At 68.9% G+C, this 14,103-nt stretch carries 12 protein-coding genes; 7 read left to right on the top strand and 5 right to left on the bottom strand.

Translation table 11 applies throughout. The features are described from left to right. Nucleotides 1–14: 14 nt before the first annotated feature. Both AL346_RS02030 and AL346_RS02035 read right to left on the bottom strand, forming a co-directional pair. Nucleotides 15–1,826, bottom strand: coding sequence for an ABC-F family ATP-binding cassette domain-containing protein (locus AL346_RS02030; protein ID WP_053193203.1), 1,812 nt, complete (start codon nt 1,824–1,826; stop codon nt 15–17). Between the two features lie 76 nt (nt 1,827–1,902). After that, nucleotides 1,903–2,622 (bottom strand): GntR family transcriptional regulator, encoded by a 720-nt coding sequence (locus AL346_RS02035; protein WP_245303217.1) that lies wholly within the window; start codon nt 2,620–2,622, stop codon nt 1,903–1,905. A 93-nt stretch (nt 2,623–2,715) separates the two neighbouring features. Between AL346_RS02035 and AL346_RS02040 the strand changes: the two genes are divergently transcribed. From AL346_RS02040 to AL346_RS02050, 3 genes are all read left to right on the top strand, one after another. Continuing rightward, on the top strand, nt 2,716–3,948 hold the full coding sequence (locus tag AL346_RS02040; RefSeq protein WP_019404497.1) for a benzoate/H(+) symporter BenE family transporter: 1,233 nt from the start codon (nt 2,716–2,718) through the stop codon (nt 3,946–3,948). Between the two features lie 74 nt (nt 3,949–4,022). Next, nucleotides 4,023–5,198, top strand: a complete 1,176-nt coding sequence (locus AL346_RS02045) for a lytic murein transglycosylase (protein WP_019404498.1) — start codon at nt 4,023–4,025, stop codon at nt 5,196–5,198. 59 nt (nt 5,199–5,257) lie between these two features. Further along, nucleotides 5,258–6,211, top strand: coding sequence for an amidoligase family protein (locus AL346_RS02050; RefSeq protein WP_053193206.1), 954 nt, complete (start codon nt 5,258–5,260; stop codon nt 6,209–6,211). 3 nt (nt 6,212–6,214) lie between these two features. Here AL346_RS02050 and AL346_RS02055 read toward each other — a convergent pair whose 3' ends face one another. Beyond that, nucleotides 6,215–7,081, bottom strand: a complete 867-nt coding sequence (locus tag AL346_RS02055; protein ID WP_082312396.1) for an SDR family NAD(P)-dependent oxidoreductase — start codon at nt 7,079–7,081, stop codon at nt 6,215–6,217. A gap of 104 nt (nt 7,082–7,185) precedes the next feature. On the opposite strand from AL346_RS02055, the gene AL346_RS02060 reads away from it, so the two are divergent. Next, nucleotides 7,186–8,097: a LysR family transcriptional regulator gene (locus AL346_RS02060; RefSeq protein ID WP_019404501.1), complete on the top strand. Its 912-nt coding sequence runs from the start codon at nt 7,186–7,188 to the stop codon at nt 8,095–8,097. Between the two features lie 17 nt (nt 8,098–8,114). Here AL346_RS02060 and AL346_RS02065 read toward each other — a convergent pair whose 3' ends face one another. Further along, entirely contained in the window at nt 8,115–8,591 is a 477-nt protein-coding gene (locus AL346_RS02065) for a pyridoxamine 5'-phosphate oxidase family protein (RefSeq protein ID WP_019404502.1), read from the bottom strand. 66 nt (nt 8,592–8,657) lie between these two features. Next, nucleotides 8,658–9,362: a glutathione S-transferase N-terminal domain-containing protein gene (locus tag AL346_RS02070; protein ID WP_019404503.1), complete on the bottom strand. Its 705-nt coding sequence runs from the start codon at nt 9,360–9,362 to the stop codon at nt 8,658–8,660. A gap of 253 nt (nt 9,363–9,615) precedes the next feature. Between AL346_RS02070 and AL346_RS02075 the strand changes: the two genes are divergently transcribed. The 3 genes from AL346_RS02075 (at nt 9,616) to AL346_RS02085 (ending at nt 14,092) form a co-directional block, all read left to right on the top strand. Continuing rightward, nucleotides 9,616–10,539, top strand: a complete 924-nt coding sequence (locus AL346_RS02075; RefSeq protein WP_019404504.1) for an AEC family transporter — start codon at nt 9,616–9,618, stop codon at nt 10,537–10,539. A gap of 265 nt (nt 10,540–10,804) precedes the next feature. Continuing rightward, nucleotides 10,805–12,754: a PrkA family serine protein kinase gene (locus AL346_RS02080; RefSeq protein ID WP_026015543.1), complete on the top strand. Its 1,950-nt coding sequence runs from the start codon at nt 10,805–10,807 to the stop codon at nt 12,752–12,754. 24 nt (nt 12,755–12,778) lie between these two features. After that, nucleotides 12,779–14,092 (top strand): YeaH/YhbH family protein, encoded by a 1,314-nt coding sequence (locus tag AL346_RS02085; RefSeq protein ID WP_019404506.1) that lies wholly within the window; start codon nt 12,779–12,781, stop codon nt 14,090–14,092. Nucleotides 14,093–14,103 lie beyond the last annotated feature (11 nt).

Raw genomic sequence — 14,103 nt, forward strand, 5'->3', positions numbered from 1 at the left:
GGCCTGCGCCCCGTCTAGCCCTCCAGCTCCTCGCGCAGCATCTCCAGCTCCAGCCAGCGCTCCTCCGCCGCCGAGAGCTCGCCCTGCACCTCGGCGAGCTTCGCGCTCACCCGCGCGAAGCCGTCAGGATCGCGGGCATAGAGCGCCTCGTCGGAGAGCCTTCCGGCCAGTTCGGCGACCGTCTTCTCCAGTTCGGTGATGCGGGCGGGCAGGGTCACCAGCGCGTGCTTGTCCTTGAAGCTCAGCTTCTTCCGGGGCGCCGGCGCCGCCGCTTTCTCGGCCGCCGGCTTCGGCGCCTTCTGGACCTTCGCCTTCTCCACCGCGCGCGCGCCGACGCCGCTGCCGCGCTGGGCGACCATGTCGCTGTAGCCGCCGGCATATTCGACGAAGCGCCCCTGCCCCTCCGCCATCAGGACGGATGTCGCCGCCCGGTCGAGGAAATCGCGATCGTGGCTGACGAGGAGGACCGTGCCGGCATAGTCGGCCAGCATCTCCTGCAGGAGGTCGAGGGTTTCAAGGTCGAGGTCGTTGGTCGGCTCGTCGAGCACGAGGAGGTTCGAGGGGCTGGCGAGGGCCTTGGCGAGCAAGAGCCGCGCCCGCTCGCCGCCGGAGAGCACCTTGACCGGCGTGCGCGCCTGCTCCGGCGAGAACAGGAAGTCCTTCATGTAGCTGACGACGTGCCGCGACTGCCCGTTGACGACAACGCTGTCGCCCGCTCCGTCGGTCAGCACCTCCGTCAGGCTCGCCTCCGGGTCGAGGGCCGAGCGCGTCTGGTCGAGCCGCGCCATGGCGACGTTCGCCCCGAGCCGCACCGTGCCTGCGTCGGGCGCGAGCCGGCCGGTCAGCATCTCGACGAGCGTCGTCTTGCCGGCGCCATTCGCGCCGACGATGGCGACGCGTTCGCCACGGAAGATACGGATGGAGAAGTCCTCGACGATGCGGCGCTCGTCGTAGGCCTTCGCGATGTGCTTGGCCTCGACGACCAGGGTGCCGGACAGCTCCGCCTCGCTCACCGTCATGTCGACATTGCCGAGCACGCGGCGCTGCTCGCGCCGCTCCCTGCGCATGGCACCGAGTTCGCCCAGGCGGCGCTGGTTGCGCTTGCGCCGGGCGGTGACGCCGTAGCGCAGCCAGTCCAGCTCCATGGCGATCTTGCGGTCGAGCTTGTGGCGCTCGCGCTCCTCCTGCTCCAGCACCTCGTCGCGCCAGGCTTCGAAGGCGGCAAAGCCCTTGTCGAGCCGCCGGGTGACGCCGCGGTCGAGCCAGACGGTGGCGCGCGACAGGCTTTCGAGGAAGCGCCGGTCGTGGCTGATGAGCACCAGCGCCGAGCGCATGCCCTTGAGCTCGCTCTCCAGCCATTCGATGGCCGGCAGGTCGAGGTGGTTGGTCGGCTCGTCGAGGAGGAGGATGTCCGGCTCCGGCGCGAGCACGCGCGCCAGCGCCGCCCGGCGCGCCTCCCCGCCCGAGAGGTTAGCGGGTGCCTCCTCGCCGGTGAGGCCGAGTTGCTCGAGGAGGTAGCGCGCGCGATAGGCCTCGTCGCCCGGCGCCAGCCCCGCCTCCACATAGGCGAGCGTCGTCGCGAAGGCCGACAGGTCCGGCTCCTGCGGCAGGTAGCGGATCGTCGCCGTGGGCTGGGCGAAGCGCTCGCCCCGGTCCTCTTCCACGAGCCCGGCGGCGATCTTGAGCAGCGTCGACTTGCCCGAGCCGTTGCGGCCGACGAGGCAGAGCCGCTCGCCCTCGCCGACGCTGAGCTCGGCGCCCGTCAGGAGCGGCGTGCCGCCGAAGGTCAGGTGGATGTCGGTCAGTTGCAGGAGCGGCGGGGCCATGGTGCTCAAATGCTTTCGGCGCGGGATGGTTCGCCCGCCATCTAGCGCAGCCGGGCGCCGCTGCCAAATGCGACGGTCAGCCGGCCCGCTCGCGGAAGAAGGCGTCGATCGTCACCGCCGCCGTGTCGAGATGGCCGAGGAGGACGGCAACCGCCCGCGCCGCATCGCGCTCACGCGCCGCCGCCAGCATCGCGAGGTGGTCCTCCTGGGCCATGTGCTCCTGCCCCTTGGCGGCGAGGTGGAAGCGCACGTAGCGGTCGGCCGAGGCGAGCTGCTGCTCGGTGAGCGCGAGCAGCCTCGGCCGCCCGGCGCGGGCATAGAGCGACATGTGGAAGCGCCGGTTGAGCTCGCCCATGCGGCCGGGCTCCGTCTCGGCATCCATCTCGGTGATCAGCTCCTCGGCGCGCGCGAAGTCCTGCGCGTCGAGATGGGGAATGGAGAGGGTGAGCGCCGCCGGTTCGAGCGCCCGACGGATGGCGTAGTTGTCGGCGGCGTCCTCGGCCGAGATGTCGGTGACGACGGCGCCCTTGTGCGGCACGAAATCGATGAGGGCCTGGGCTTCGAGCTGCCGCAGCGCCTCGCGCACCGGCATGCGGCTGACGTTGAAGAGCCGCGCCAGCTCCTCCTGCCGGAGCGGCGTGCCGCCGGACAGCCGACCGCTCAGGATGCCCTGGCGCAGGGTCGCCTCCACGAACTCCGTCGCGGTGCGATAGCGCGGGCCGACATCGGCCACGAGGGCCGCAACCGCCTCGCTCCCTTCAGCCGCCACGGCGCGTCGTCCACCGTCCATCGTCATTCGCATCCAATATCCACTTGTCGATTGGATCCAATTTAGCAATACTCCGGCCCGCGCTTCAACCGCAAAGTCCATCGCCGCAGAAGCTCCGCCATGCGCACCGAAACCGCCACCACCGCCGGCGACGGCGTCGAACCCGTCCATTCCGTTGCTGCCGCATCAGCGCCGGCGAGCGGTTCTGCGGTCCAACCGGTCTTCGCCGGCGCCCTCGCCGCCGTGGTCGGCTTTGCCTCGTCCTTCGCCATCGTGTTGCAGGGTTTTGCCGCCGCCGGCGCGACGCCGGCCGAGGCCGCCTCTGGCCTCCTCGCACTCTGCGTCGTCAAGGGGCTGCTCGGAGCCTTCCTCTCCCTGCGCACGCGCCTGCCGATCAGCATCGCCTGGTCGACGCCCGGCGCGGCGCTCCTCGTCGCCACGGGAGCCATGCACGGCGGCTATGCCGCCGCGACGGGCGCCTTCCTCGTCGCCGCGGGCCTCGTCGTGGTCGCCGGCCTGTGGCGCGCCTTCGGCCGCGCCGTCGCCGCCATCCCCGTGTCGCTGGCGAGCGCCATGCTCGCCGGCGTCCTCATGGACCTGTGCCTCGCGCCGGTGCGCGCGGTCGGCGCGATGCCGCTGCTCGCCCTGCCCATCATCCTCGCCTGGGCGGTGACGATGCGCGTCGCCCGGCTCTATGCCGTGCCGGTCGCGGTCGTCGTCACCGCGCTCATCGTCGTCTTCGCGACGCCGATCCCCGACGGCGCGCTTGCCGACATCTGGCCACGGCCGGTCTTTGTCGTGCCCGCCTTTACGCTTGACGCCCTCGTCGGCATCGCCCTGCCGCTCTTCATCGTCACCATGGCCTCGCAGAACATCCCCGGCCTCGCCGTGCTGCGCACCAACGGCTACCAGCCGGACGTGAAGCCGATCTTCGTGTCGACCGGCCTCGCGAGCGGCGTCATCGCCTTCTTCGGCGGCCATCTCGTCAACCTCGCCGCCATCACGGCCGCCCTGTGCGCCGGGCCCGAGGCCCATCCCGATCCACGCCGGCGCTACATCGCCGCGGCCGTCGCCGGTGCGACCTATGTCGTGCTCGGCCTCGGCGCGGGCTTTGCCGCGGCCTTCATCGCCGCCTCGCCGCCGCTGCTCATCGAGGCGGTGGCCGGCCTCGCCCTCCTCGCCAGCCTCGCCGGCGCGCTCGTCGCCGCCCTCTCCGGCGAGAACGAGCGCCTGCCGGCGATCGTGACCTTCGTCACCGCCGCCTCGGGCACGGCCTTCCTCGGCATCGGCGCCGCCTTCTGGGCGCTCATCGCCGGCGGCGCCCTGATGCTGCTGATGCGGCGGCACCGCTGACCGTGCGGGTCGGCTCCGACGAAGAATCGGTTAGACTCCGCCGAAGAGACAGGACACGCACAGGAGGAAGACGCATGCGATCGATGCTGCTCGGGGCCGCACTCGCCGTGACACTGGCCAGCCCCGCGGCCGCCTCGTTCCAGTCCTGCGTCGCCGGCCTGAAGCAGGAGGCGGCACAGCAAGGCGTCAGCCGCGCCATCCTCGACCGCGCACTCGACATCTCCGCCCCGGACGAGAAGGTGCTGCGTCTGTCGACGGTCCAGCCCGAGTTCAAGACGCCGATCTGGGACTATCTCGCCTTCCTCGTCGACGAGGAGCGTGTCACCCAGGGGCGCGCCATGATGCGCCGCTACGACAACATCCTGCGCGCCGCCGAGCGCCAGTTCGGCGTCGACCGCTTCGTCATCGCGGCCGTCTGGGGGGTCGAGACCGACTTCGGCCAGGAAGCGGGCAGCTCTTTCCTGCCGCATGCGCTCGCGACGCTGACCTGTGCCAGCAACCGGCGCACGAGCTTCTGGAAGGGCGAGCTGATGGCGGCGCTCAAGCTCGTCCAGCGCGGCGACCTCTCGCTCGACAAGCTCTACGGCTCGTGGGCCGGCGCCTTCGGCCAGACGCAGTTCATCCCCTCCACCTACCAGCGCCTCGCGGTCGACTTCGACGGCGACGGACGCCGCGATCTCGTCAGTTCGGTCGCCGACGCGCTCGGTTCCACCGCCAACTATCTCAAGCGGGCGGGCTGGCGCCAGGGCGAGTCGTGGATGTTCGAGGTGCGCGTGCCGGCCGGCTACAACGGCCCCACGGGCCGGCGCAACAAGGCGCCGCTGTCCACCTGGGCGCAGCGTGGCGTTACCCGCGCCGACGGCTCGCCGCTCTCCGGCGGGGCGCAGGCCGGCTTGCTGCTGCCGGCGGGCCCCAACGGCCCGGGCTTCCTCGTCTTCCGCAACTTCGACGCCATCTATTCCTACAACCAGGCGGAATCCTACGCCCTCGCCATTTCCCACCTCGCCGATCGCATGGCCGGCTACCCGCCGCTGCGCACGCCCTGGCCGACGGATGATCCGGGCCTGTCGCGGGCGCAGCGCCTGCAGCTGCAGAAGCTCCTCATCGCGCAGGGCTACGATATCGGCGAGGCGGACGGGAAGATCGGCCCGGCGACGCGCGAGGCGATCGCCGCCGCCGAACGGCGCCTCGGCATGCCGCCGACGGGCCGCGCCGGAAGCAGGATCTACCGGGCGCTCGGCGGGCGCTAGAGACCCACCAACCGCGAGGGCCTCTGGCGAGCGGCCGCTTCGATGCCCACATCGGGAGAATGGAGAGCCTCGCCCCTTCGGACGATCGCGAGCCCCGCTTCCATGCCCCGCCCGTTCCGCTGACGGCCGATGGCCGCCCGCGCAGGGTCGGGGTAGAAGTGGAATTCATCGGGCTGCCGGTCCGCGCCGCCGCCGATGCGCTCGCCGCCGCGTTCGGCGGCCTGGTGCGGGAGGAGGATGCCCACGCCTGGCATCTCGAGGCGAGCGCCATCGGCGATCTCACGGTCGAGCTCGACGTCCAGCACGTCCATCCGCACCGCGCGCAGCAGCACCCCTTGCCCCGCCTTTCGCCGCCCGCTTCGGCGCGGCTCGGTGCGGCCCTCTCGCCCTTCGTGCCGCGCGAGCTGATCACCGCTCCCCTGCGGCTCGACGCGTTGCACCGCGTCGATCATGCCGTCGGCGTCCTGCGGGAAGCCGGCGCCCGCGGGCGCGGCATCACACCCTTCGGCGCGCTCGGCTTGCACTTCAACATCGCCCTGCCGGATCTCGGCCCCCACACCCTGGCGTGTCTCCTCAAGGCCTTCCTCGTTCTCGAACCGCAATTGCGCGACGATACCCACCCGGACGTCGTCGCCCGTCTCTTCGCGCCGCCCGCCTATCCGCCGGCCTATGTCGAGAAGGTACTGTCGCCGGACTACTGGCCCGATGAGGAGGCGTTCGCCGAGGACTATCTCGCCGACAATCCGACGCGCCGGCGCTCGCTCGATCTCCTGCCGCTCCTCCTGCACCGCGATCCGGAGGGCATTGCCCCGCGCCTCACCGACAAGGTCGGCAAGCGCGAGGTGCTGCACTACCGCCTGCCGCTAGCCTGTGTCGGCGAGCCCGGCTGGAGCGTCGCGGCGGACTGGAACCGCTGGGTCGCTGTCGAGCGGCTCGCCGCCGACCCGGCTGCACTCGACGCCGCGTGCCGGACGGCGCTGGCCGGCAGGCCGGTCCTCGCGGCGGATGTGTGAGCGTCACGGCAGGTCGCCGCCGTCGATGCCGATGACGTGGCCGCTCACATAGGAACTCTCATCGCTGGCCAGGAACAGCACCAGGGCGGCCACTTCCTCCGCCGTGCCGACGCGCCGCATGGGGTAGGGAGCGACCAGTTGCTCGGTCGTTACCTTCCAGTCGCGCCGCACCCGCTCCAGCATCGGGCTCTCGATCGGTCCCGGCGCAATGGCGTTGATGCGCACGTCGCGTCCATATTCCTGGGCGGCGGCGCGCGTCATGTGGATGACCGCTGCCTTGGAGGCGCCATAGGCGACGATGTTGGGAAAGGCATGCCGTCCGCCGATGGACGCCATATTGATCATCGCCCCTTTCGCGCGCACGAGATGGGGCAGCTCGTATTTCATCGATACGAAGACCCCGCGCAGGTTGGTGGCGATCTGGTCGTCGAAGCCGGCAATGTCGGTTTGGGCGATCGGAGCCGGCGGCAGATCGATGCCCGCGTTGTTGAAGGCAATGTCGAGACGACCGTAGCGCGCCACCGTGTCGGCGACGAACCGCTCCATCTGGCCGGCGTCGCGCACGTCCGACCTGAGATAGACGGCCTCGCCCCCGCTCTCACGCACGCGCTGCTCGACTACGCGGCCGAGGTCCTCCCGCCGGCCATTGAAGGCCACCCGGACGCCGGCCGCCGCAAGGGCGGCGACCGTCACCGCTCCGATGCCAGAGGTGCCGCCCGTGACGATCGCCACCTTGCCTGTCAGCACGCCTGCGACCTCTGCTGCCGTGGAGCTCGCGGCAATGCCGGTGCCTCCGACCGCGCCGGCCGCCAGCATGCCGCCGAGCACATGCCGCCGTGGCAGCCTGCTCGCCTGTGATCGACTGTCCATATCCCTCTCCTCGCTATGGCGTGAAGAAGGCTACCGCCGCGGATTATCACGAAAAATCCGGATCTGCTTTGTGCACCTTTAAGCAGTACTTTATAATTCTTGCCATGTCCGCGACCTCGTCCGATCCCTTCCCAGGCCTTGCCGCCTTCCTCGCCGTCGCCGAGACTGGCGGCTTCACGGCTGCCGCCGCGCGGCTTGGCGTGTCGCCCGCAGCGGTCAGCCAGGCTGTGAAAGCGTTCGAGGCGCGCCTCGGCACACCGCTCTTCCTGCGCACCACCCGGCGGGTGGGCCTGACCGAGGCCGGCGCCACGCTGCTTGCCCGCGCCGGGCCGGCGGCGGCCGAGATCGCCCAGGCGATCGAGGCTGTCGGGGAGATGGGCGAGGAACCGGCCGGCCTGCTGCGTCTCACCGTCCCCCGCATGGCCGTGCCGCTCGTCGTCGAGCCGGTGATCCCGGCCCTGCGGCGCACCCATTCCAAGGTGTCCGTCGAGATCTCCGTCGAGGACGCGACGGTCGACCTGCCAGCCCGCGGCTATGACGCCGGCATCCGCATCGGCGAATTCGTGGAGCGCGACATGGTGGCGGTGCGCCTCACGCGCGACATCGCCTGGTCGGTGGTCGCGAGCCCTACCTATCTCGCCGCCCGCGGCACGCCGGACCTGCCCGAAGACCTGACCCGGCACGAGGCCATCCGCTACCGGTTTCCGACATCGGGTGCCGTCTACCGCTGGGAATTCGAGCGCGAGGGCCGCTCGGTGACGGTCGACCCGCCGGGCGGCCTCCTCGTCAACGACGGCGCCCTGCTCGTCGCCTTTGCCACGGCCGGCCTCGGCCTCGCCTATGTCGCCGACATCGCCGCCGAGGCGGAGATCCGGACCGGACGGCTGGTGCCGGTGCTGCAGCCGTTCCTGCCCCGCAGTCCGGGTCTCTTCCTCTATTTCCCGCGCCGGGCCGGGGCGCAGCCGAAGCTGCGCGCCTTCATCGATGTCGCGCGCCAGGTGCTGCGGCCGGCCTAGCGGCGCGGAAGCCGCGGCTACAGCCGGACCTTGGCGTTGTCCCCCATCGCCGGCCTGGTATCGGTGACGGCCGCGGCGACCATCTTGATGTAGCTCACGACGGTGCCCGGGCTATCCCAGTACTGGGCGTCCTTCGGGCGCACCATCAGGACGCGGATGGAGGGATCATCCGGGCTGTCCCACCAGGCCTTGGCCGGCGTCGACCACAGCTGATGGATCTTGCGGCGGTCGTTGGAGATGGTCGCCCGCCCGGTCAGGGAGACGTATTTCTGCCCGTCCGTATCGGCGAAGGCGAGCCCGACGTTGGGATCGCGGTCGATGTCCTCGTCCTTCCAGCTGGCCGCGTCGGTGAGGAAATAGATCACCTGCCCGTCCCGGTCCGGATAGGCCGCCATGGGGCGCGAGCGGATGTCCTCGCCGTCATGCGTGGCGAGCATGCAGAAGCCGATCTTCTCCACGAGGTCCCATACGCGTGCAACGTCGTCATCGGCCATCGTTCAACTCCTTCATGCGATGACCGACGAACGGAGACGGCGGGCGTGAGTTCCCTCCGGCCGGGATCAGGATCGTCGCGGAATCTCGAGGCCCCTCTGCACGGCGGGACGCGCCAGGCCCCGCTCGAGCCAGGCCGGCACATGTTTCAGCCCGCTGAAGCCGACGAGGTCGCCTGCGCCGTAGAAGCCGATGAGGTTGCGCACCCAGCCGAGCATGGAAATGTCGGCGATGGTGTAGTCCTCGCCCATGATCCACGAGCGGCCGTCGAGCCGGGCCTCGAGGACACCGAGCAGGCGCTTCGATTCATGGACGTAGCGCTCGAGCGGGCGCTTGTCGGCGATCTCCCGGCCGGCGAACTTGTGGAAGTAGCCGACCTGCCCGAACATCGGCCCGACGGCGGCCATCTGGAAGAAGACCCACGCGATGGTGTCCCAGCGCCGCGCCGGATCCTGCGGCAGGAGCTGCCCGGTCTTCTCGGCGAGATAGAGCAGGATCGCGCCGGATTCGAACAGGCCGATCGGTGCGCCGCCGGGGCCGTCCGGATCGATGATCGCCGGGATCTTGCCGTTGGGATTGAGCGACAGGAATTCGGGCGTCCGCGTCCCCTCGGCGCCGAGCTCGATGGCGTGCGCCTCGTAGGGGAGCCCGGTCTCCTCCAGCATGATGGATACCTTCACTCCGTTCGGCGTCGGCGCGGAATAGAGCTGCAGGCGCTCGGGGTGAGCGGCGGGCCAGCGTTTCGTGATCGGGAAGGCGGACAGATCCGGCATCGACGGCTCCAACGGCAGCGGGCATGGGCCGCAACCGTAGCCGATGGGCGACGGCGCTCAAGCCCCGCCGCAGCCATGAGCGAAGGGTCGCCGGCGTATGCGCGGCAGGGAATTGCTGGCCGGCACGTCAGGCGCTATCCGCAGTGATCCGCGATTGCACGGGTAGAGGACGAATCACGATGCCCCCGACGGTCTTTCCGCTGAGGCAGCCGCGCCCGCCGGTCGGTGAACGGCTGCCCGGGGGGCGACGCGCGTGACCGGCACGGTCGCACTCGCCCTCATCCCCGTGGCCCTCATGATCGCCCTCGGCTACGGGCTGCGCCGTTCCGGCTTCATCGCCGAGGCCTTCTGGCCGCAGGCCGAGCGGCTCTGCTATTTCGTGCTCCTGCCGGCCCTGTTCCTCAACGGCCTCGCGACGGCGGACATTGACGCCCTGCCCGTGCGGGAACTGGCGCTCGTGCTCGTCGGCGCCACCGTCACGGTGGCCCTCATCGTCGTCCTCGCCCGCCCCCTGTTCCGCACCGACGGCGCCGCCTTCACCTCGATCTTCCAGGGCAGCATCCGCTTCAACAACTACATCGGGGTGAGCCTCGCCGCCGGGATCTTCGGCGCGCCGGGCATCGCGCTGGCCGCCGTGTGCAATGCGGCCATCGTGCCCACGGTCAATCTTCTGTGCATTCTCGTCTTCGCGCGGTTCGGCACGGCGCGGGTCGCGGCCCTCGGCGTCCTGCGGCTGATTGTCACGAACCCACTGGTCGTCGCCTGCCTCGGCGGAATTCTGCTGCAGTGGCTCGGCGTGCGTCCGCCAGCCGGGATTGAGCCAGCGCTGCGCGCCCTCGGCGCCGCCTCCATGCCGCTCGGCCTCCTGTGCGTCGGCGCGGCGCTCGACTTCGGCGCGGCCCGCTCCTGGATCGGCCCGGTCGCCGCCTCTTCCGTGGCGAAATTCCTTGTCATGCCAATGGTGACGCTGCTGGCCGTGCGGCTCACCGGCCTCGGCGCACCGGCTGCGACCATCGCGCTGATGTTCCAGGCGCTGCCGACCGCCTCCTCCTCCTACATCCTCGCCCGGCAGCTCGGCGGCGACGCGCCGCTGATGGCCGGGATCACGGCCACGCAGACCGTGCTCGCAGCCTTCGCCATCCCGGCGGCACTCGCCCTCACGGCGCTCATCCCCTGATCGGCGGCAGGGCTTCCGATCACATTCTGGAAGAGAACAATTTCAGAAGGGCGGCGGAGCCCTATATTATTCTCAGGTGAGTCGGCAATCGATCGTTCCGGAGGTGTGATGTGACAGCCCGAAGGTGACTGCTGGGGCGCCTGTCGTGCCCATTCCCAAAGGGTTCTGCCCCAAGGGAACCGTGGGTGCGCAAAATGGTTCACTCCGAGAGCAGGAGCCGATGGCCATCCCGTCGCAATGACCGGGCCTGCCGCGGGAGAGCACTATGCAAAGGAGAGAATCGGACGTCTTCGATCTGTTTTCGGAGATTTATAAAAGTACGGCGCAGGAGGAGATGAGTCTCCAAGACTATCTTCTCGCGTGCCGTGATGACAAAAGCATGTACGCCACCGCTCAGGAGCGGATGGTTGATGCCATCGGAGAACCGACGCTCGTCGATACGAGTGCCGACGAACGCCTCGGCCGGATATTCTCCAACAGAACGATCAAGATTTATCCGACTTTCGCCGATTTCTACGGCATGGAAGACACGATCGAGCGGATCGTGGGCTACTTTCGCTATGCCGCGCAGGGGCTCGAGGAACGCAAGCAGATCCTCTACCTGCTCGGTCCTGTCGGCGGCGGCAAATCGTCGCTCGCCGAACAGTTGAAGAAGTTGATGGAGCAACGCCCCATCTACACGCTGGCGATCAACGGCACCGTCAGCCCGATCTTCGAATCGCCGCTCGGCCTGTTTCATCCCGAGCGCATGGCAGACCTTCTGGAGGACAAGTACGGCATCGCCCGAAGGCGCCTGACCGGCCTCATCTCGCCCTGGGCGGCGAAGCGCCTCGACGAGGTCGGGGGCGACATCTCGAAGTTCAGTGTCGTCAGGCTGATGCCCTCGCGCCTGCGACAGATCGCCATCGCCAAGACCGAGCCCGGCGACGAGAACAACCAGGACGTATCCTCGCTCGTCGGCAAGGTCGACATCCGCCAGCTCGAGAACTACAGCCAGTCGGATCCTGACGCCTATTCCTACAGCGGCGGCCTCAACCGCACGACGCAGGGGCTGCTCGAGTTCGTCGAGATGTTCAAGGCCCCCATCAAGGTGCTGCATCCGCTGCTGACGGCGACCCAGGAGGGCAACTACAACGGCACGGAGAACTTCGGGGCCTTCCCCTACCAGGGCATCGTCCTCGCCCATTCCAACGAATCGGAATGGCTGCAGTTCAAGAACAACAAGAACAACGAGGCCTTCCTCGATCGCATCCTGGTGGTCAAGGTGCCCTATTGCCTGCGCGTGACCGAGGAGCGGCAGATCTATGACAAGCTGCTGCGCGAGAGCGCGCTTGCCAAGGCACCCTGCGCACCGGAGGTTCTGGAGATCCTGAGCCGCTTCACCGTCTCGACCCGGCTCGCGGAGCACGAGAACTCGCCGCTCTATACCAAGATGCGGGTCTATGACGGCGAGAACCTGAAGGACATCGACCCCAAGGCGAAACCCGTGCAGGAATACCGCGACGCCGCCGGCGTCGACGAGGGCATGACCGGGGTGAGCACGCGCTTTGCCTTCAAGGTCCTGTCCGAGACCTTCAACTACGACACCAAGGAGGTCGCGGCCGACCCCGTCCATCTCATGTACATCCTCGAGCAGGCCATCAAGCGCGAGCAGTTCCCGAAGGAGACCGAGACCGCCTATCTCGACTTCATCAAATCCGAGCTCGCCTCGCGCTATGCCGAGTTCATCGGCCACGAGATCCAGAAGGCCTATCTCGAATCCTACAGCGAATACGGCCAGAACCTGTTCGACCGCTATATCGCCTATGCCGACGCCTGGCTGGAGAACCAGGACTTCAAGGACCCCGACACGGGGCAGATCCTCAACCGCGAGATCCTCGACAGCGAGCTGTCGCAGATCGAGAAACCGGCAGGCATCGCCAACCCGAAGGACTTCCGCAACGAGGTGGTCAAGTTCACGCTGCGCGCCCGGGCCAGGAACCACGGCCGCAATCCCGCGTGGACGAGCTACGAGAAGCTGCGCGAGGTCATCGAGAAGCGCATGTTCGCCCAGGTGGAGGACCTGCTGCCGGTGATCAGCTTCGGCTCCAAGAAGGACAGCGCCACGGAGAAGCAGCACGACGAGTTCGTGCATCGCATGGTCGACCGTGGCTATACCAGGCGGCAGGTCCGGCGCCTCGTCGACTGGTACATGCGTGTCAACAAGGCGGGATGAGGCGCCAATGGGCGAGGTCAGCGGATGCCGAACTTCATCGATCGCCGCCTCAACCCGAAGGACAAGAGCCTCGGGAACAGGCGGCGCTTCCTGCGGCGTGCCCACGAAGAGCTGAAGCGGGTCGTCAAGGAGCGGATCAGGGCGGGCAAGATCGCGGATGTCGATGCCGAGCAGGGCGTGCCAATGCCCGCGCGCGGCACGGATGAACCGACCTTCCAGCCCGCCCGCACCAGCGGGCAGCGGCAATATATCCTGCCGGGAAACAAGGAGTTCACGCCGGGCGATCGGATTCCGAAGCCCGGCGGAGGGGCAGGCGGTGCCGGCTCCCGCGCTGGCCGCGGCCAGGCGGAGGACGACTTCCAGTTCGTGCTCTCGCGCGAGGAGGTGCTCGACCTGTTCTTCGAGGACCTCGAGCTGCCCGACATGATCAAGCTCTCCCTGAAGGAGACCGTGTCCTACAAGCCGCGCCGGGCGGGCTTCGCGACGAGCGGCGCGCCGACGAACATCAATGTCGGGCGCACCATGCGCAACAGCTACGGCCGCCGCATCGCCCTGCACCGGCCGCGCCGCGCCGATATCGAGGCGCTCGCAAAGGAGATCGCGACGCTCGAGGCCACGCCTCCCGCGCCGGGCAGCGGCCAGCGGCTCGAGGAACTGCACGGAGAGCTGGAGCGGCTGGAACGCCGGCGCCGGCGCATTCCTTACGTCGATCCCGTCGACATCCGCTACAACCGCTTCGAGCCGCAGCCGCTGCCGAACGCCAATGCGGTGATGTTCTGCCTCATGGACGTGTCGAGCTCCATGGGCGAGCGGGAGAAGGACCTCGCCAAGCGCTTCTTCGTGCTGCTGCACCTCTTCCTCAAGCGCCGCTACGACCGCATCGACATCGTCTTCATCCGCCACACGGACGAGGCGCGGGAGGTCGACGAGGACACCTTCTTCTATTCCACCCAGAGCGGCGGCACCGTGGTCTCGACCGCCCTCGAGGAGATGCAGCGCATCATCGAGGAGCGTTATCCGGCCCGGGACTGGAACATCTACGCCGCCCAGGCCTCGGACGGCGACAACATCGCCGGCGATTCCGAGCGCTGCTCGTCCCTGCTCAACGGGCCGCTGATGCGCCTTTGCCAGTACTACGCCTATGTCGAGATCATCGACGAGCGCGAGACCGAGATCTTCGGCGCGACCGACAACGGCACCTCGCTCTGGCGGGCCTACCGCACGGTGAACGAGGCATGGCCGAACTTCCAGATGACGCGGATCGCCCGGCCGGCTGACATCTACCCGGTCTTCCGCAAGCTCTTCGCCCGCCAGCCCACGACGCAGCAGCGCAAGTGAACGGGGATCGG

The organism is Chelatococcus sp. CO-6, assembly GCF_001271345.1.
GTDB classification, from domain to species: domain Bacteria; phylum Pseudomonadota; class Alphaproteobacteria; order Rhizobiales; family Beijerinckiaceae; genus Chelatococcus_A; species Chelatococcus_A caeni.

What these genes read in the sequence shown, in the direction of transcription:
- AL346_RS02035 (WP_245303217.1), bottom strand. Translation starts at nt 2,622, where the DNA reads ATGACGATGGACGGTGGACGACGCGCCGTGGCGGCTGAAGGGAGCGAG.
- AL346_RS02060 (WP_019404501.1), top strand. Translation starts at nt 7,186, where the DNA reads ATGTCCGCGACCTCGTCCGATCCCTTCCCAGGCCTTGCCGCCTTCCTC.
- AL346_RS02030 (WP_053193203.1), bottom strand. Translation starts at nt 1,826, where the DNA reads ATGGCCCCGCCGCTCCTGCAACTGACCGACATCCACCTGACCTTCGGC.
- AL346_RS02050 (WP_053193206.1), top strand. Translation starts at nt 5,258, where the DNA reads ATGGAGAGCCTCGCCCCTTCGGACGATCGCGAGCCCCGCTTCCATGCC.
- AL346_RS02065 (WP_019404502.1), bottom strand. Translation starts at nt 8,591, where the DNA reads ATGGCCGATGACGACGTTGCACGCGTATGGGACCTCGTGGAGAAGATC.
- AL346_RS02080 (WP_026015543.1), top strand. Translation starts at nt 10,805, where the DNA reads ATGCAAAGGAGAGAATCGGACGTCTTCGATCTGTTTTCGGAGATTTAT.
- AL346_RS02055 (WP_082312396.1), bottom strand. Translation starts at nt 7,081, where the DNA reads ATGGACAGTCGATCACAGGCGAGCAGGCTGCCACGGCGGCATGTGCTC.
- AL346_RS02040 (WP_019404497.1), top strand. Translation starts at nt 2,716, where the DNA reads ATGCGCACCGAAACCGCCACCACCGCCGGCGACGGCGTCGAACCCGTC.
- AL346_RS02070 (WP_019404503.1), bottom strand. Translation starts at nt 9,362, where the DNA reads ATGCCGGATCTGTCCGCCTTCCCGATCACGAAACGCTGGCCCGCCGCT.
- AL346_RS02085 (WP_019404506.1), top strand. Translation starts at nt 12,779, where the DNA reads ATGCCGAACTTCATCGATCGCCGCCTCAACCCGAAGGACAAGAGCCTC.
- AL346_RS02045 (WP_019404498.1), top strand. Translation starts at nt 4,023, where the DNA reads ATGCGATCGATGCTGCTCGGGGCCGCACTCGCCGTGACACTGGCCAGC.